Raw genomic sequence first — 17133 nt, forward strand, 5'->3', positions numbered from 1 at the left:
GCGCCGATGCCGTACGCCGCGCACCACGAGCGCATCAGCGCACTGTTCCGCGCGCTGGCCGCGCCGCTGCGGCTGGCCATCGTCGAGCTGCTCATCGTCCACCACCAGCTGCACGTCCACGAGATCGTCGCGGCCACCGGCGCCCCGCAGACGCTGACCTCCCAGCACCTGCGCATCCTGCGCCACGCGCAGCTGGTCGAGCGCGCCCAGGACGGCCGCAGCATCGTGTACCGCCTGACCGACCCCGAGGTCGCGAGCGTCCTGGCCGCGGCGGTGCGCTTCTTCGGCGACCTGCCGTGACGCGGCCCGGGTCCGGCGCGGTCCGCGAGTTCAAGGACCTGCTGCACGGGCTCTACGTCGAGGCCGGGCGCCCGGCGTTCGCCGCCGTGGCCGAGCACGCCCGCAGCGTCGCCGCCCGCTTCGGCGCGGCACACGGCCCGACCCGCACCGCCATCGGCGCGATGCTGCGCGGCGACTCGGGGCTGCCGAGCGAGCAGTACGCGGTCATCGTGGGCGCCGCCCTGGCCCGAGCGGCCGGCCGCGACCCGTCGGCGGCGGGCGAGACCGTCCGGGCGGCCTGGCGAACGGCCCGGGCCGCCACCCGAACCCTGCACGGCCGCCGCCCCGGCATACCCGTGAGCGAGGCCGACCCAGCCACCCTCGACGCGCCCGCAACGTCTTCCCCCGACGAGACCGACACCACCGCCAAGCGCGAGTCCGACGAGACCGACACCGCCACCAAGCACGGGTCCGACGAGACCGACGCGCTCGACACCACCGCCAAGCGCGAGTCCGACGAGACCGACACCACCGCCAAGCACGGGTCCGACGAGACCGACGCGCTCGACACCACCGCCAAGCGCCAGTCCGACGAGACCGCGGCCCGGATCGTCGCCGCGGCCCGCTCCGGCGCGAGCCGCATCCTCGCGCTCGTCGGCCCGCCGGGACCCGCCCGCGCCCGCCCCGCGTGGACGGCGGTCCGGTCGCTGCCCGGCCTCTGGCGCCTCTGGCGGCCCGAGCGCGGCGCGGCACTCGACGCCGCCGGACCGTACACCGTCATCTGGCTGGCCGATGCCGCGCCCCGCGTGCACGTGGACGCCGCCCTGGAGCGGCCGGGCCTGCTGGCGCAGGTGCTCGCCCGGCTGCGCGACCCGGACCGGGCCCCGGTCCTGATCGTCCTGCCGCTGTGGCCCGCAGACTGGGCCCGGCTCACCGCACCACCCCCGCCGGGCACCCCCGACACCCCGATCCGGCCCCTGCTGCGCGACGCCGGCGTCCTCACGCCACAGACGCCCATCCCCGCCCCGGCGCTCGACCCCGGGCGCTTCGGTGGCACCGCCCACCCCGGCGTGCTCCCGCCCGGGCCGGCCCTCGACGCCGGGCGCTTCAGTGGCGCCGCCGTCCCCGAGCACGCGCCGCACAACGGGGCCACCCGCCAGGCCACCGAGTTCCCACCCGGGCCGGCGCTCGATGCCGCAATCGACGCCTGGCGATTCGGTGGCACCGTCGACCCCGCCGTCCCCGAGCACGCGCTGTACGACGGGGCCATCCGCCGGGCCGCCGTGTTCCCGCCCGCGCCGTTCTGGGCCGGATGCGCCGACCGGACCATCGGCGAGCAGGCCGAGCGACGGGGCCGGTACGCGCGGGCCGCCCAGGTGTACCGGCTCGCCGCCGCGCGCGGGGACACCACGGCCCTCGTGCGCCTGGCGATGCTGCGCGAGCGGGCCGGCGACCCGCGCGGGGCGGCCCGGCTCGCCATCGCCGCGGCCGAGCGCGGGGACGGCCTCGCGCTGCGGCGCCTGGCCGTGCTCGCCGACGACCGCGGCGACGCCGGGCGGGCCGACGCGCTGGCCAGGGCCGCGGCCGCGAACGGCGATCCGGAACTGCTGTGCGAGCTGGCGCGCCGGCAGCCACAACGCGACCCGACTGCGGGCACAACCCGGGCGGCGGCCGAGCACGCGTCAGTCCCGGCGGCGGGCACGACCCGGGCCGAGGCGCTGTACCGGGCGGCGGCCGAACACGCATCGGTCCCAGCGGCGGGCGCGCTGGCCCTCATCTCGCACGAGCGCGGCGAGGACGCCGAGGCCGAGCGGTTCGCGCGCCGGGCGGCCGCCGGCGGCGACACCACGGCCCTGCGGCGCCTCGCGGACCTGCACCGCCGGGCTGCGGCGACCGGCGCGGCGGGGCGTCCCGGGGCCACGGGGGCCACGGCGGAACGGTCGGGCGCCGCAGCAGAGCCGTCGGGCGCCACGGCGGGGCGGTCCGGCGCCACAGCAGAACGGTCCGGGGCCACGGCAGAACGGTCCGGCGCCACGGCGGGGCGGTCCGGGGCCGCGGCGGAGCGGTGCGCGGTCACGGCCGCGTCGTACGGGCACGCCGCCGAACTGCACGCGCTCCGCGACGACCAGCGGCGGCTCGGCAAGGCGGGGGCCGTCGCGGCGCTGCGGCAGCGGACGGCCGACATCACCGCGCCCGGCGCCCGGCACCGGCTCGACGCCTGCCTGGCGATCAGCGTCACGCGAGCCCTGGCGATGGCGCTGCGGCTGGCCTGCGCCCGCCACACCGGCCCGCTGCGGGGCCTGGCGGTCGAGCGCTTCCGCCGGGGCGAGCACGCCGACGGCCTGCGCCTGGCGGTGATCGCGGGCCGTTACGGCGACCCGTCCGCGCTGGCCGACATCGCCGTGCTCACCGCCGCCGCGGGGCGCGCGGCCGAGGCCGAGGATCTGGCCGGGCGGGCGGCGGTGCTGGGCGACGGCTCGGCGCTGCGGCGGCTCGCGCGGCAGCGGCGGCGCGGCGGGGACGCCGACGGGGCGGTACGGCTGCTGGAACGGGCCGTCGCGAGCGGCGACCCCGATGCGCTGTTCGACCTCGGGCGCATCCGGCAGCACCAGGGCGACGCCGCGGCGGCCGAGGAGCATTTCCGCGACGCGGCCCGGCGCGGGGTGGCCGACGCCGCGAGCGCGCTCGTGCGGCTCCTGCACCGCGACGACCCGGCGGCCGCGGGCACGTACGCGCGGCGCGCCGCCGAGCTCGGGCACACTGCGGCGCTGGTCGAGCTCGGGTCGGCCCGCGCGGCCGCCGGCGACGTGGCCGGGGCCGTGACGCTGCTGCGGCTGGCCGTCGAGCGCGGCGACGACGCCGCCGCGCAGTGCCTGGCGCCGCTGGACGACGCGGCCGGGCACCCCGCGGTGCTGCGGCACCGGGCCGCGCTGCGCGACCGGCAGGGGCGGGCCGCGGAGGCGGAGGCGCTGCGGTGGGCGGCGTACGAGGGCGGCGACGCGGAGGCGCTGAGCGGCCTCGCCCACATGCGGGCCGAGGACGACGGGGAGCCGGACCGCGCCGAGCGGCTCGCCGTCGCGGCCGCCCGCGACGGGCACCCGCGCGCGGTCGACGATCTCTGTGCGCTGCGGGCCATGACGGGCGACCTGGCCGGGGCCGAACGGCTCGGCCTGCGGGCGCGGCCCGCGAACCTCGCCCCGCTCATCGCCCGGCGCCTGGCCACGGACGAGCCGCCGGCGGTGCGGGCGGCGCCGCTGTACGCGCACGCACCGCTCGTGCTGGCCCGCATCCACCCGGACCGGGGCGAGGCGTACTGCGTGCGCGCGGCGAACCTCGGCGACCCCGCCGCCCTGCCCGAGCTCGCCCGCCTCCACCGCAGCCGCGGCGACCGGGTCACGGCCGAGATGGTGGAGCGCTACGGCCTCGACGACGACGGCGCACCCGCCCAAGCCTGGTGACCCGGTCAGCGAGGGTTGGCGGCGCGCCAGGCGACGTAGTCGGCGACCGCGGCGCGCACGTCGAAGGCCGGGGTGAAGCCGGTGTCGGCGGTCAGTCTCGTGATGTCGAGGTACGGGTCCTCGCCGGGGCCGTGCTCGCGGCCGGGGTGCAGTTCCAGCCGCAGGCCCGGGATCGCGGACTCCAGCGCGGCGGCGAAGTCGCCGTTGGTGGACGGCACGCCGCTGGAGACGTTGTACGTGTCGTACCGCAGGGTCGGCGCCGTCATCAGCAGCGCGATCGCCCGGCCGGCGTCGGGTGCGTAGCAGCGGTCGCCGCCGTCGGAGCCGTACAACCGGGGAGGCTGCTCGCCGCGGAGCACGGCGCTGATGTAGGACGGGATGTGGAAGAACGGCGACTCCGGGTCGACGAGCGGGCCCCAGATGGTGCCGATCCGCAGCACGACCGGCTGGATGCCGGTGCCCTGCAGGGCGTGCAGGGTGAGCGGCTCGACCGCCTTCTTGAAGGCGATGATCAGGTGCGGCAGCTCCGCGGCCGGCAGCGCCAGGTCCTCGTGCCAGGGGATTTCGGGGCGGCCGAGGTACACCCCGAGGCTGCTCGCCACCGCGAAGCGGCGCACCCGCCGGGCGCGGGCCGCGTCCAGCGCGTTCAGCAGGCCGGCCAGGTCGTGGCGGAAGAACGCGACCGGGTCGTCGCCGGGGATGCTGCCGGCCAGGTGGACGATGTCGCTGACGGCGTGACGGTCGGCGAGGGCCAGGAAGGCGGCGCGGTCGGTGACGTCCAGCGGCTCGACGGTCACCCGGCCCTCCAGCCACGCCGGGACCTCGGCACGGTGATGGGTCGTGACGAGGACGTCGTGGCCCAGGTCGGCCAGGGCGCGGGCGGTGTGCGCGCCGATCATGCCGAGCCCGCCTGTCACGAGGATCACCGGATCACCTCGTAGTGCAGGTGCGTGACGCCGTCGGCCGGGACGATCTCGAGCAGGCGCAGGCGGACGTGGCGGGGCAGCTCCCGGAAGTAGCGGTGGCCGCCGCCGAGCAGGACGGGCACCTGGTGCAGCACGAGCTCGTCGACCAGTCCGGCCTCGAGCGCCGCGGTGACCACGCCGCCACCCATGAGGGCGACGTCCTTGGCGCCGGCGGCCTCGCGCGCCGCGGCGACCGCGTCCTCGATGCCCGCCGCGAGGGTCTGGCTCGCGCCGAGGCCGGGCACCGGGCGGTGGCTGACGACGAAGAGCGGCGCGGTCGGGTGGGGGCTGCCGCCGCTCCAGCCGCTGGAGTGCTCGTACGTGGTCCGTCCGGCCACGGAGGCGCCGACCCGGGCGGCGAGGGCGTCGAAGACCCGGGCGCTGGGCGCGCTGAGCTTGAAGCCGTCGAACTCGCGGCTGGGGGTGTCGCCGGTGAAGTACCAGTCGAAGAGCATCGGGGCGTCACCGAGACCGCGGCCGAACTCCGGCTCGCCGGCCGGGGTGCGGCCGCTGATGAAGCCGTCGACGGAGACGGCGAGGGCGCTGAAAACCTTGGGCACGTATTCGGACCCTAGCGGTCGCGGCGCCGGCCGGTCTGGAACGAATCGCGCACGCCGCGCAGGAACGGCCGGTACGAGGCCGAGTGGTCGTGGCCGCACGCGCACCGGTCCAGCGACCCGGTGCCGAGCAGCTGCCGCGGGGTGAGGCCGCTCAGGCGCAGGCACTCGCGGCCGAGGTGGGCCTGGTCGGCGTACCCCACGTCGACCGCGAGCGTGGAGACGCCGTCCGCGCCCGGACGCCCCGGCGCGGCGGCCCCGGCCGCGGCGGCCGCTCGACGTACGACTCGCTCATTTCGCCCCCGGTCCGCGGTCGATGCGCAGGTCGCGTTCCAGCTCCTGCACGAGCGCGCGCAGGTCGTCGAGGCGCTGGCTGACCGCGATCCGGTCGATCTCGTCGGGCACGCCGTCGCCGTCGACGTCGTAGCCCGGCGACAGGCCGTCGGTCATCTCGAGCCGGCGCGCCTCCTCCATGGAGTTGACGATGACGGCGATGAGGATGTTCATGAGGAGGTTGGCGGCCAGCAGCACGTAGCTCACGTAGTAGACGAGCGTCCACGGCGACAGCTGCACCCCCTGCTGGATCAGGTCCGGCAGGTTCTCCAGTGACAGCAGCACGAACAGGGTCACCACCGCGCGGCCGATGGTCCCGTACTCGTTCGGATACGTGTCGCCGAAGATCAGCCAGCCGACCATGCCGTACACGTAGAGCGTCACCAGAGCCAGCGCGAGGAAGCCGCCGACGCCGGGCAGGCTGCGCAGCAGCGCGGTCACGATCGTGCGCAGGCCGGGCGAGAACCGGACCAGGCGCACCACGCGGGCGATGCGGATCACGCGCAGCGCGGCCGAGTCGCCGTGCAGCCCCGGCACGAACGCCGCCGCGATCACGACGAAGTCGAAGACGTTCCAGCCCTGCTTGAAGAAGTCCTGCGGCCGCCGCCCGTGCGCGAGGATGCGGATCGCGATCTCGGCCACGAACACGACCCGGAACCCCCACTCGAGCTCGTCGAGCAGGTCGCCGAGGGCGCCCGGATGCGGGTACGTCTCGACGGCGAGCACCAGCGCGTTGGCTCCGACGAGCAGGACGATCGCCACCTCGAACGCCCGCGACTTCGTCACGCCCGCACACCACTGAGCCACCCGCGCCGTATCGACCATTCGACGATCTCACCGTTACCGACCACCGCGCGGCAAGTGCTCAGGGGCCAGATCGGCCATATGTCACGAGGTCGCAACCCGGCGGCCCGGCGCCGGCGTGGAGCGCTCCCGCCGCGATCTGCGACGCTCGACCTCTACGCCCCGCTGTTCGAGCCGCCGGACGCCGAGGAGCTCGCCCTCTTCGACGCGGCCCCTACTCCACCTCGATCCTGAGAGCGCTCAGGCGGCGGAGCGTTCGGCGAGCGGGCGGCGGCGCAGGTGCGGTGTCTGCAGGGGCGGCGGGACGTAGGCCTGGTCGACCATGCTCACGTCGGTGCCGGGCGGGACGATCTCGTCGATGCGGTCGAGCACGTCGTCGGTCAGGGCGACCTCCAGGCCGGCCAGCAGGTCGTCGAGCTGGGCCTCCGTGCGGGCGCCGAGCAGGGCGCTGGTCACGCCGGGGTGCGCGATCGTGAAGGCCATCGCGAGGTGCGTCATCGGCAGGCCCGCCTCCGCGGCGAGCGGGATGAGCCGCTCGACGACGTCGAGGCGGCGCTCGTCGTTGAGGTGCTTGAAGAAGCGGGCGCGGCTCAGGTCGTTCTCGCCGCCCTTGCGCACGCGGCCGGTCAGCAGGCCCTGGCCCAGCGGGCCCCAGACGAGGGTGCCGAGGCCGAAGCGCTGGGCGACCGGCAGCACCTCGCGCTCGATGCCGCGGTTCAGCAGGGAGTACACCGGCTGCTCGGTCCGGAACCGCTCCAGTCCCCGGCGTTCGGCGACCCACTGAGCCTCGACGATGTCCGACGGCGGCAGGCCGGAGGTCCCGATCGCCCGCACCTTGCCGCTGTGGATCAGGTCCGACAGCGCCGACAGCGTCTCCTCGATGTCGGTGGACGGGTCGGGGCGGTGGACCTGGTACAGGTCGATGTAGTCGGTCTGCAGCCGGCGCAGGGAGTGCTCGACCGCCCGCATGATCCAGCGCCGCGAGCCGCCCTGGTGGTTCGGGTCCTCGCCGGTCGGGCGGGCAAACTTGGTGGCGAGCACGACGTCGTCGCGCCGGCCCCGCAGCGCCTTGCCGACGACCTCCTCCGAGTCGCCGTACGCGTCGGCGGTGTCGATGAAGTTGATGCCCGCGTCGAGCGCCTTGTGCAGGACCCGGGCCGAGTCGGCGGGATCGGCGTTGCCGACGGACGTGGCGAACATGAGCGTGCCGAGCGCGTACGGGCTGACCTTGATGCCCGTCCGGCCGAGTGTGCGGTACTGCATGGCGGTCTCCTGCCGTATGGTGAACCGGAAAGCCCTTCCGCTTCACCATACGGAAAGCCTTTCCGTTTCCGCAACCGCACTTCGCAGAGAGCAACAGCACTTTGCGACAGAATGTGACAGAACAGGAGCACCTTGGTGTCCAGCCCGCGGCGCGCCGATGCCCAGCGCAACCTCGGAGCCCTGCTCGAGGCCGCGAAGATCGTGCTGGCCGAGTCGGGCGTCGACGCGCCCGCGAAGGAGATCACCGACCGGGCCGGCGTCGGCGTCGGCACGCTCTACCGCCACTTCCCGCAGCGCTCGGACCTGGTCATCGCCGTGCTCGAGCACGAGATCGACGCGTGCGCCGCGGCGGGCGCGCAGCTGAGCGCGGCCCAGCCGCCCGCCGCGGCGCTCGCGATGTGGGTGCGGCGCTACACCGAGCTCGTCGCGACCAAGGCCGGGCTCGCCTCGGCGCTGCAGGCCGGCGACGCCGCGCACCAGCGCCTGCGGGTGTACTTCTACGAGCGCATGTCCCCGGTGCTGGACGCGCTCATCGAGGCCGCGGCGCGGGCCGGCGAGATCCGCCCCGGCGTGCGCGCCGTGGACATCCTGCACGCGGTCGCCCTGCTGTGCCAGCCGGTGCCGGGCGAGGAGCCCGGCTACGGCCGCCGCCTGGTCGACGTGTTCCTGGCCGGCCTGCGCCCCTGACCGGCGCCGGCGCCGGTCTACTCGGGCCGGACGATGTCGCGTTCCCTGCTCGCACGTCAAAGCCCGCCGATGCCGAAGAGATAAGCCCGCGCACGCCGAATCCGGGGGCGCGAGCGGCGCGAAAAAAGCATAGGGTCGGCTCGGCACGGCGACCTTCGCGAGACCGGGACGGGGCAGGACATGGACCGAGGAAGCCGCGACGAGGTGCTGGCCCGCCTGGCCGAGGCGGTCGGGTCCGTCACCGTCGCACACCCGACGCGGGTGGCCATCGACGGAGCGCCCGCCGCGGGCAAGACCACGCTCGCCGACGAGCTGGCCGTCGTCCTTCGCGCACAGGGCCGCGAGGTCATCCGCGCGACGATCGACGATTTCCTCGTTCCCCGGGCACAGCGCTATCCGCGCGGCGAGTTCTCGGCCGAGGGCTGCTATTTCGACGCCCACGACCACCACGGGCTGACCCGGGTCCTGCTCGATCCGCTCGGCCCGGGCGGAGATCGACGCTTCCAGCACGCGGTCTACGACCACACCGCGGACGCCGTACTGTCCCCGCCGGTCGCGACCGCACCCGCCGACGCCGTGCTGGTCTTCGACGGCGTCTTCCTCATGCGCCCGGAACTCATCGACCGGTGGGACCTGCGCGTCTTCGTGTCGACCGAACTCGAGAAGACGGTGGATCGTGCCGTGATCCGGGAGCGCGGGGTGTCATCTCGCGCCGACGTCGAACGACGATGGCGCGAGCGTTACATTCCCGCGCAGCAGTTCTACTTCGCCACGGTCCGCCCGGCCGATCACGCCGACATCATCGTGCACAACGACGAGGCCATGCGACTCACCCGCGGGTCAAGTCGCGGGTGAGTCGGCCTTGCGAACCCTGCTGTTAACACTCGTCGCCTATGTTGGTTCGCGTGACCCGCCTGCTGCTCGTCTCGGAGGACCCGTCATCGGCCGCCGCGCCGGCCGCGCTGCTGCGCGGTGAGGGTTACGACGCCCGGGCCGTCGCGTTCGGCGACGCGGTCCCGGAGCTCGCCGAGCACGGCGCCGATCTCGTGCTGCTCGACGTCGCCCGGATCGAGCGGCGGGGGCTCGAGCTCTGCCGGACCATGCGCGGCCGCCGGGGCGTCGGGATCATCGTGGTGAGCGCCCGCGCCGGCGAGGACGACATCCTGCTCGCCCTGGAGCACGGGGCCGACGACTGCGTCATCCGGCCGCTCGGGACGCGCGAGCTCGTGGCCCGCATCCGGGCGGTGCTGCGGCGGCGGCCCGGCACCGCCGGGAACCGGCTGCCGGCCGTCATCGCCGCCGGGCCGGTCGCGCTCGATCCGGCCGCGCGCACCGCGACCGTCACCGGGGAGCGGGTCGAGCTGGCGGGCAAGGAGTTCCGGCTGCTGGAGGCGTTCGTGCGCAACGCGGGCCGGACGCTGCCGCGCGAGCAGCTGCTCGCCTCGGTCTGGGACGGGGTCGCCGGCGACAGCAACACGCTCAACGTGCACATCAAGCGGCTGCGGGACAAGATCGAGCCGGAGCCGGCGGCGCCGCGGCATCTGCTCACGGTGCGCGGGGTCGGCTACCAGTTCCTGCCCTATCCGCCGGACGACCGGTCGGCCCGCGACGTCGTCACGGTGCTGCGGGAGGCCCTCGCCTGGAGGCTGCCGCCGGACGGGTGGCTGCTCCTCGACGGCCTGACCGAGCATCTCGACGCCGCGCTGCGCGACGGGGACCGGGAGCGGCTGGGCCTGCTGCACCAGCGGATCGAGCTGCTCGCGCCCGGCGCCGGCGACTCGTCGCGGGTGGACTCGTGCCCGTCTGCGCTCCAGCACCGGATCGTCGCGCTGATCGCGCGGGCGGAGCGGACCGAGCGAGCCGACGGGGCCGTAACGTAATGGAGACCGGCATCCACGGGGGAAGATGCCGGTCTCGCAGAGAAGATTAGCCCGAGTCGGCGCGGTTGCGCCAGACCCGATTTTGCGGTCAGACCCGGCGCAGGAGGAACTGGCGGGCGCTGACCGGGTTGCCGTTCATCGTGCGCACCGGGATCTCGCGGGAGTCGACGGGGTCGAAGGCGGCGAAGAGGTCCGCGAACCACGCGTCGGTGTGATGCCGTACGACCGCGCCGTCACCGGTCTCGAAGACGCCATAGGTGCCGTGGACGGCCGCGAACCGCTCGTAGCGGGCCCGGTTGCGCTCGTCGTCCTGCAGGCCCATGTCACTCACGTAGAGCAACGCGCCCGGGGCGAGGACCCGGTGCAGCTCCGCGAGCAGGGCGCGCTGGCCCTCGTCGGTGGGGATGCAGGTGAGGACGGCGAAGAGCAGGGCGGCGTCGAACGCGGCCGCGGCGTGCGGCAGCCGCGGCGGCTCGTCGAGCACGGTGAACCGGGCCGCCGGGTGCGCTGCGCGGGCACGGGCGAGGAGCTGCGGGGCCACGTCGACGCCCTCGACGCCGGTCCAGCCGTGGCCGGCGAGCTCGCCGGTGAGGCGGCCGTAGCCGCAGCCGTAGTCGAGGATGCGGGCGGTGGGCGCGAGGCCGGCGAGCCAGGCCGGGTCGAACGGGTGGCCGAAGGTCTTCGTGGTGCCGGTCGTGTCCCAGTACTCGCGCTGCCGATCAAGATCGCCCATGCCGAACCCTAACGCAGCCGGGATTCGATCATGCGGGCGACGACGCGCAGGGCGTGGGCGGCCCGCGGGACGTCCAGCGAGTCCTCGGGGCCGGCCAGGGTCACGGCGGCCAAGGGGCGGCCGGCGACGCGGACGGGTGCCGCGACGCCGAGCATGCCCGACTGGAACTCGCCGCGGTCGACGGCGTAGCCGCGGCGGCGGGTCGCGCGCAGGTCGGCCGCGAGGCGGGACCGGTCGGTGATGGTGGCCGGGGTGCGGGCCGGCAGCGGGAGGTGTTCGGCGGCCTCGGGCGGCCCGAACGCCAGCAGCGCCTTGCCGGCCCCGGTGCAGTGCGGCGGGAACCGTCCGGCGACGCGGGTGCCGAGCCGGGGGCGGCGGTGGGAGTCGACCTTGAGTAGGTAGATCACCGCGTCGCCGTCGAGCGCGGCGAGCTGGGCCGTCCAGCCGAAGGCGCCGTGCAGGTCGACGAGGTACGGGCGGGCGACGTCGAGCAGGCTGACCCCGGACTCGCCGGCGAGGGTGCCGAGCTCGAACAGCCGCAGGCCCAGGCGCAGGCCCGCGGGCGACTCGGCGAGCAGGCGCTGCTCGAGCAGGGTGGCCACGATCCGGTTGGCCGTCGCCTGGGGCAGGCCCGCCGCGCGGGCGAGGTCGCGGCGGCCGATGGCGCCCGCGCCGGCCACGGCGTCGAGCAGCGCCAGGACCCGGCCGATCATCGTGTGACTCACTCAGTGATTCTGGACCTCGCCGCCGGCCTCGGGTCCTCGTACGGTCACCACCCATGCAGGCTGTGTACGTCATCACCGGCGGGACCCGTGGGATCGGCGCGGGCGTGGCCCGCCGGCTCGCCGGGGTGCCCGGCCGGGGGCTCATCCTCGGGTACCGCGGCAACGCCGAACGCGCCGAAGCACTGGTCGCGCAGCTGCACCGCGCGGACAGCCCGGTGCGGGCGGTCGCCTGTGACGTCGGCGACCCGGCCGGGGCCGGCGAGCTGTTCGCGGCCGCGGACGCGATGGGCCCGCTGGCCGGCCTGGTCAACAGCGCCGGCGTGCTCGAGCGGCAGTGCGCGTTCGAGGAGATCTCGGCCGAGCGGTGGGCGCGGGTCCTCGCCGTGAACGTCGTCGGGCTGGCCCTGTGCTGCCGGGAGGCCGTGATCCGGATGCGCGACAGCGACCGGCCGGACCGGGCGATCGTGAACATCTCGTCGAAGGCGGCGCAGCTCGGGGCGCCGGGCGAGTACGTCGACTACGCCGCAAGCAAGGCCGCGGTGGACACGCTCACCCGGGGGCTGGCGCTGGAGGTGGCCCAGTTCGGCATCCGCGTCACGAGCGTCCGCCCGGGCATCATCGACACCGAGATCCACGCCGACGGCGGGGAACCGGGCCGCGCCCGCCGCCTCGGCCCGCACCAGCCGCTGGGTCGCGCCGGCACGGTCGAGGACGTCGCGGGCGCGGTGGCGTGGCTGCTCTCCCCCGACGCCGCCTACGTGACGGGCACGACGATCGACGTCACCGGCGGCCGTTGAGCCCGGGTCAGGCGCTGCTCGCGGCGGCCTCGCGGGCGACGCGGGCGACCGCGCCGCTCCACCGCTCGACGGCCGCGGCGAGCTCGGGCTCGCCGGTGCCATCGGCCTCCAGCACCAGCCGCGCGCCGTGCCCGGTGCCGGGACCGAGCGCCAGGCGCACGCCCGGGCACGCGAACGTCTTGGCGGGGTCGGCCGCGGTGACGGTGCCGTATCCCTGGAACGGCTCCCCCACGCCGGGCGCGTCGCCGCCGAAGAAGCTGCTCCAGGCCTCCTCGGCCGGGCCGGTCAGCTGGCGCTCGAAGCGCACGTGCCAGCCGGACCCGGAGCGGGTCACCTGCGGGCGGTCGAGGCCGAAGCGGCCCACCAGCTCCTCGTGGCGGGCCACGGCGCGTCCGGGCGGAGGCGGGGGCTCATCGGCCAGTACCGCCGAAAGCGCCCGCAGGCAGGTCTCCCATCCGGACGCGAAGCTGGCGGCGCCGGCCCGGTCGTCGAAGTGGTGCACGAGCGTGAAGCGGGTGCCGGCCCCCTCGGGCGCCAGGCGGAACTCGAAGCGCTGCCCGCCCCACAGGAAGTCGAGCCGGTGCGGCGGTTCGACGGCGAGCACCTCCCCCTCGGAGCCGCCGTCGCCGAGGTCGCCGAAGCGGATCCGGCCCCCCGGCCGCAGATCGAAGTCGGCGGCGGTGGGGAACCACTGCTCCAGGTGCTCCGGCGTGGTCACCGCTCGCCAGACCCGCTCGATCGGATGGTCATAGACACGCATCACCTGTACGGCCGGTCGCGGCCCGGTTTCGATGAGCTCGGGTTCGGTCATGATCGCGGCCCTCCTGTTTCCTCGTCGCGCATCGCGTCGAGCCGGTCACCGAGCCGGTCGAGGCGGTGCTCCCACATCCAGCGGTACGGCTCCAGCCATTGCGCGACCTCGATGAGTGGTTCGGCGCGCAGCTCGTACCACCGCCGCTGCGCATCGGCGCGCACGCTCACGAACCCAGCATCGCGCAGGACGCGCAGGTGCTTCGACATGATCGGCTGACTGACCCCGAGCTCGTCGGCGAGCTCGCTCACCGACCGCGGCCCGAGCCGCAGCCGCTCGATGATCTCCCGCCGCGCGGGCAGCGACAGCACCTCGAAGATCGAAAGCACCCCTCGAACATACCCCCAACGGTATATACCGTCAACGGCACGGACCCGGGCGGAGCATCACGACGCCGCCACGGTGAACGTCGTCGTGATGACGCGGCCGTCGGGGAGGCGGAACTGGCCCCACAGGCGGTACAGGCCGGGGCGCGGGAAGTCCGCGTGCATCCGCAGCTCGGGTCCGAAGGTGGCGCCCGGCAGCGCGTAGACCGTCCGGCCCTCGTCGTCCACCGCCTCGGCGTGCTCGTGGGCGAAGCCGGAGCCGTCCAGCGGCATGACCACCACGTGACCCGCGGCGGCCAGATACGGCCGCAGCCCGGTGAGCGGCTCACCCGTGGCCGTGTCGGCGAACCAGTAGCTGAACCGGCTCGGCGCGCCGACGGTCGCGGTGCCGGCCAGGATCACCTGGACGCCGTCGACGACCTGGTCGCGGGGTGAGGGCGCGGGCGCGGGGCCGGCGGGCGCCCCGGACGGGTTGCCGACGACGATCTCGTGCCGCTCGACGAGGTCGCTCATGGCCCCCTTGCGGCGGAACTCGGTGTGCACGAGGTAGCGGCCGGCGGTCGGGAACGTCACGCGCACCGCGAACGCGCCGGGGCGGCCGGTCGGCTCCGGATGGACGTGCGCGAACGTGCCGAGGTCCGCGCGGGTGGCGATGAAGTGCATCCAGGCCTCGTGGCTGCGGCCGACGTCGCCGATCGGGCGGCCGGTCGCGGCGTCGGCGACCCGGATGCCGATGGTCGCGGGTTCGCCGGGCACGATGCCGGCGGGCACGTCGAGCGTGACCCGCACGCCGTCGTCCTCGGCGGGCCGGGGCGCGATGTCGGCGCCCATCATGACGCTCATCGGCGGCCGCATCGGCATGCCGGTGCCCTGCGTCCAGGCCAGCACGCCGTTCATGCCGCGGCGGGCGGCGGCAGTGTGGCTCAGGCCGGTGAGTCCGGCGCCGACGGCGACGGCCAGGGCCGCGACGCCGGCCAGGTACCCGAGATCGGCGAGCCGGGCACCGAGCCGGGGCCGCAGCCGCGCGGCGGTGGTGGGACGGCGGAACCGGCGCAGCCGCAGCGCGTTGGTGACGACGCTGACCGAGCTCATCGCCATCGCGGCGGCGGCCAGGGACGGGTCGAGCAGGGTGCCGTTCAGGGGGTACAGCATTCCGGCGGCCACCGGGATGAGCAGGACGTTGTAGGCGAACGCCCAGCCGAGCCCCTGCTTGATCGTGGCGACGGTGCGGCGGGACAGCGCGATCGCGGTCACGATGCCGCGCAGGTCGCCGCCGACGAGCGTGATGTCGGAGGCGGCGATGGCCACGTCGGTGCCGGTGCCGATGGCGACGCCCAGATCGGCCCGGGCCAGCGCGGGGGCGTCGTTGATGCCGTCGCCGACCATCGCGACCACGGCGCCGTCGCGCTGGAGGGCCTCGACGTGCGCGGCCTTGCCGTCCGGGCGCACCCCGGCGACGACCCGCTCGATGCCGACCCGGCCCGCGACGACCTCGGCGGTGCGCCGCTCGTCGCCGGTCAGCATCCAGACGTCCAGCCCGAGGGCGCGCAGCTGCGCGACGGCCGCCGGCGCCTCGGGCCGCACGGTGTCGGCGACCCCGATCAGGCCCGCGAGCTCGCCGTCGAGGGCGGCGTAGACCGCGGTCCCGCCCGCGCCCGCGACCTCGGCGGCTGCCGCGGCCAGCGGATCGGTGGGCACGCCGTGGGCGTCGAGGTGGGCGGCGTTGCCGATGACGACGTCGCGGCCGCCGGCCCGGGCGCGGATGCCGTGGCCGGGCACGGCCTCGAACGCGTCGAGGAGCGGCAGCGCCAGGCCGCGGTCGCGGGCGTGCGCGACGATGGCCTCGCCGACCGGGTGCTCGGAGCCGGCCTCCGCGGCGGCGGCGCACGCGAGCAGGTCGCCGGGGTCGGTGCCGGGCCGCGCCACGACGGTCGTGACGGCGGGCCGGCCAAGGGTCAGGGTGCCGGTCTTGTCGAGCACGACGGTGGTGACCCGCCGGGCCTGTTCGAGGGCCTCGCCGCCGCCGATGAGGATGCCGAGCTCGGCCGCCTTGCCGGTACCGACCATGATCGCCGTCGGCGTGGCCAGCCCGAGCGCGCAGGGGCAGGCGACGATGAGCACGGCGACGGCGGCGCCGAGCCCGGCGGTGAGCGAGCCGGCGACGGCCCAGACCGCGAACGTGAGCACCGCCAGCGCGATCACGGCGGGCACGAACCAGCCGGAGACGCGGTCGACGAGCCGCTGCATCGGCGCCTTGCCGGCCTGGGCTTCCTCGACGAGACGGACGATCTGGGCCAGGGTCGTGTCGCGGCCGACGGCGGTGGCCCGCATGACCACGGCGCCGGTGCGGTTGACCGTGGCGCCGATGAGCACGTCACCGACGGTCTTCGCCGCGGGCAGGCTCTCCCCCGTGAGCATGCTCTCGTCGACGCTGGAGGCGCCCTCGGTGACCACGCCGTCGACGGGCACCCGCTCACCGGGGCGGACCCGGACCAGCTCACCGACGGCGACGGACTCGACGGGGACGTCGAGCTCCTCGCCGCCGCGCAGCACTCTGGCGGTGCGGGGCTGCAGCCCGACCAGGGTCCGGATCGCCGCCGCGGTCTGCCGCCGCGCCCGGGCCTCGAGCCATCGCCCGGCGAGGACGAGGGCGGTGACGATGACGGAGATCTCGAAGTACACGTGCAGCGGCAGTCCCCATCGTTCGGCCTGGGCGGGCCAGAGGGTCACGAAGGCGCTGTAGCCGTAGGCGACCGTCGTGCCGAGGACCACGAGGGTGTTCATGTCGACCGCGCGGTGCCGGGCGGCCGCCCACGCCGCGGCGTAGAAGGGCCGGGCGGGCCCGATCTGTACGACCGTCGCGACGACGAGCAGCAGCGGCATGAGCCAGTCCATCGCGTCGAGCGGCAGCGGGACGTACATCAGGATCATCATGGCGAGTCCGGCGGCAAGGGTCGTGATCCACGTCCAGCGGCCCGGGCCCGGCTCGGCCCGCTCGGCCGGCTTCGGCGTCTCCGGCGTGGGTGCCTCGGCCCGGTAGCCCGCCCGGCCCACGGCGGCGGCCAGCGCGGCGGGCGTGACTCGGGACGGGTCGAAGGTGATGGTCGCGCGCTCGGTGGCGAGGTTGACGGTGGCCGTACCGACGCCGTCGACCCGCAGCAGGGCCTTCTCCACGCGTCCCACGCACGACGCACAGGTCATGCCGCCGATCTCCAGGGTGCAGTTCTCCATGCGCCGGACGATCCCGGGCCGCGCTGTCCGGCCCCTGCCCGCGCTCGGACAGCGGCCGGACAGCGGCCCCTCGCAGGCTGGCCGGCATGAACGAGATCCTGCTCAACGTCCCCGGTATCACCTGCGGCCACTGCGTCGCCGCCATCACCGCCTCCGTCGGCCGCGTGCCCGGCGTCACCGAGGTCCGCGTCGACGTCGCCGCGAAGACCGTCCGGACCCTCGGCACCGCCGATCCCGCCGCGGTGCGGGCCGCGATCGACGACGCCGGCTACGAGACGGTGTGA

General features: G+C 75.5%; 17 protein-coding genes. 7 read left to right on the plus strand and 10 right to left on the minus strand.

Features of this window, described 5'->3' with window-relative positions; genetic code table 11:
* The first annotated feature begins 6 nt into the window (after positions 1-6).
* Both ABT369_RS47970 and ABT369_RS47975 read left to right on the plus strand, forming a co-directional pair.
* Positions 7-300 carry an ArsR/SmtB family transcription factor gene (locus ABT369_RS47970; RefSeq protein ID WP_350623579.1) on the plus strand — a complete coding sequence of 98 codons (294 nt, stop codon included), beginning with the start codon at positions 7-9 and terminating at the stop codon, positions 298-300.
* Positions 297-3737: a hypothetical protein gene (locus tag ABT369_RS47975; RefSeq protein ID WP_350623581.1), complete on the plus strand. Its 3441-nt coding sequence runs from the start codon at positions 297-299 to the stop codon at positions 3735-3737. Before ABT369_RS47970 ends, ABT369_RS47975 begins: the two co-directional genes overlap by 4 nt.
* Positions 3738-3742: 5 nt before the next feature.
* On the opposite strand, the gene ABT369_RS47980 is transcribed toward ABT369_RS47975, so the two are convergent.
* The 5 genes from ABT369_RS47980 to ABT369_RS48000 all read right to left on the minus strand — a co-directional run bounded on the left by ABT369_RS47980 (position 3743) and on the right by ABT369_RS48000 (position 7659).
* A complete protein-coding gene (locus tag ABT369_RS47980; protein ID WP_350623583.1) occupies positions 3743-4663 on the minus strand; it encodes an NAD-dependent epimerase/dehydratase family protein in 921 nt (306 codons plus the stop codon).
* Positions 4660-5262, minus strand: a complete 603-nt coding sequence (locus ABT369_RS47985) for a dihydrofolate reductase family protein (protein ID WP_350623585.1) — start codon at positions 5260-5262, stop codon at positions 4660-4662. Before ABT369_RS47985 ends, ABT369_RS47980 begins: the two co-directional genes overlap by 4 nt.
* A gap of 11 nt (positions 5263-5273) precedes the next feature.
* Positions 5274-5462 (minus strand): hypothetical protein, encoded by a 189-nt coding sequence (locus ABT369_RS47990; protein WP_350623587.1) that lies wholly within the window; start codon positions 5460-5462, stop codon positions 5274-5276.
* Positions 5463-5550: 88 nt separating this feature from the next.
* Complete coding sequence (locus ABT369_RS47995; RefSeq protein WP_350623589.1) at positions 5551-6378, minus strand: ion transporter; 828 nt, start codon at positions 6376-6378, stop codon at positions 5551-5553.
* A 258-nt stretch (positions 6379-6636) separates the two neighbouring features.
* Positions 6637-7659 (minus strand): aldo/keto reductase, encoded by a 1023-nt coding sequence (locus ABT369_RS48000; RefSeq protein WP_350623591.1) that lies wholly within the window; start codon positions 7657-7659, stop codon positions 6637-6639.
* A gap of 135 nt (positions 7660-7794) precedes the next feature.
* Between ABT369_RS48000 and ABT369_RS48005 the strand changes: the two genes are divergently transcribed.
* The 3 genes from ABT369_RS48005 (at position 7795) to ABT369_RS48015 (ending at position 10226) form a co-directional block, all read left to right on the plus strand.
* Complete coding sequence (locus tag ABT369_RS48005) at positions 7795-8346, plus strand: TetR/AcrR family transcriptional regulator (RefSeq protein WP_350623593.1); 552 nt, start codon at positions 7795-7797, stop codon at positions 8344-8346.
* A gap of 180 nt (positions 8347-8526) precedes the next feature.
* The gene (locus ABT369_RS48010; protein WP_350623595.1) at positions 8527-9201 is read left to right on the plus strand and encodes a cytidylate kinase family protein; all 675 of its coding nucleotides are present in this window, start codon (positions 8527-8529) and stop codon (positions 9199-9201) included.
* A gap of 50 nt (positions 9202-9251) precedes the next feature.
* Positions 9252-10226 (plus strand): CATRA system-associated protein, encoded by a 975-nt coding sequence (locus ABT369_RS48015; RefSeq protein ID WP_350623597.1) that lies wholly within the window; start codon positions 9252-9254, stop codon positions 10224-10226.
* 88 nt (positions 10227-10314) lie between these two features.
* On the opposite strand, the gene ABT369_RS48020 is transcribed toward ABT369_RS48015, so the two are convergent.
* A complete protein-coding gene (locus ABT369_RS48020) occupies positions 10315-10959 on the minus strand; it encodes a class I SAM-dependent methyltransferase (protein WP_350623599.1) in 645 nt (214 codons plus the stop codon).
* A gap of 8 nt (positions 10960-10967) precedes the next feature.
* Positions 10968-11684 carry an IclR family transcriptional regulator gene (locus ABT369_RS48025; RefSeq protein WP_350623601.1) on the minus strand — a complete coding sequence of 239 codons (717 nt, stop codon included), beginning with the start codon at positions 11682-11684 and terminating at the stop codon, positions 10968-10970.
* A gap of 53 nt (positions 11685-11737) precedes the next feature.
* Here ABT369_RS48025 and ABT369_RS48030 point away from each other — a divergent pair, with 53 nt between their 5' ends.
* The gene (locus tag ABT369_RS48030; protein WP_350623603.1) at positions 11738-12481 is read left to right on the plus strand and encodes an SDR family oxidoreductase; all 744 of its coding nucleotides are present in this window, start codon (positions 11738-11740) and stop codon (positions 12479-12481) included.
* 7 nt (positions 12482-12488) lie between these two features.
* Here the strand turns inward: ABT369_RS48030 and ABT369_RS48035 are convergent, their stop codons facing one another.
* From ABT369_RS48035 to ABT369_RS48045, 3 genes are read right to left on the minus strand one after another with little or no spacing between them, the layout of a single operon-like run.
* Entirely contained in the window at positions 12489-13292 is an 804-nt protein-coding gene (locus ABT369_RS48035) for an SRPBCC family protein (protein ID WP_350623605.1), read from the minus strand.
* Positions 13289-13621, minus strand: a complete 333-nt coding sequence (locus ABT369_RS48040; protein ID WP_350623607.1) for an ArsR/SmtB family transcription factor — start codon at positions 13619-13621, stop codon at positions 13289-13291. Before ABT369_RS48040 ends, ABT369_RS48035 begins: the two co-directional genes overlap by 4 nt.
* Before the next feature lie 57 nt (positions 13622-13678).
* Complete coding sequence (locus ABT369_RS48045) at positions 13679-16849, minus strand: heavy metal translocating P-type ATPase (RefSeq protein WP_350623609.1); 3171 nt, start codon at positions 16847-16849, stop codon at positions 13679-13681.
* 86 nt (positions 16850-16935) lie between these two features.
* Here ABT369_RS48045 and ABT369_RS48050 point away from each other — a divergent pair, with 86 nt between their 5' ends.
* The gene (locus ABT369_RS48050; RefSeq protein ID WP_350623611.1) at positions 16936-17133 is read left to right on the plus strand and encodes a heavy-metal-associated domain-containing protein; all 198 of its coding nucleotides are present in this window, start codon (positions 16936-16938) and stop codon (positions 17131-17133) included.

Source organism: Dactylosporangium sp. NPDC000244 (genome assembly GCF_040300725.1).
GTDB lineage: Bacteria > Actinomycetota > Actinomycetes > Mycobacteriales > Micromonosporaceae > Dactylosporangium.

Coding starts and splice junctions, on each gene's coding strand:
- ABT369_RS47970 (WP_350623579.1), top strand. CDS start 7: ATGCCGTACGCCGCGCACCACGAGCGCATCAGCGCACTGTTCCGCGCG.
- ABT369_RS48000 (WP_350623591.1), bottom strand. CDS start 7,659: ATGCAGTACCGCACACTCGGCCGGACGGGCATCAAGGTCAGCCCGTAC.
- ABT369_RS48010 (WP_350623595.1), top strand. CDS start 8,527: ATGGACCGAGGAAGCCGCGACGAGGTGCTGGCCCGCCTGGCCGAGGCG.
- ABT369_RS48020 (WP_350623599.1), bottom strand. CDS start 10,959: ATGGGCGATCTTGATCGGCAGCGCGAGTACTGGGACACGACCGGCACC.
- ABT369_RS48030 (WP_350623603.1), top strand. CDS start 11,738: ATGCAGGCTGTGTACGTCATCACCGGCGGGACCCGTGGGATCGGCGCG.
- ABT369_RS48035 (WP_350623605.1), bottom strand. CDS start 13,292: ATGACCGAACCCGAGCTCATCGAAACCGGGCCGCGACCGGCCGTACAG.
- ABT369_RS48045 (WP_350623609.1), bottom strand. CDS start 16,849: ATGGAGAACTGCACCCTGGAGATCGGCGGCATGACCTGTGCGTCGTGC.
- ABT369_RS48050 (WP_350623611.1), top strand. CDS start 16,936: ATGAACGAGATCCTGCTCAACGTCCCCGGTATCACCTGCGGCCACTGC.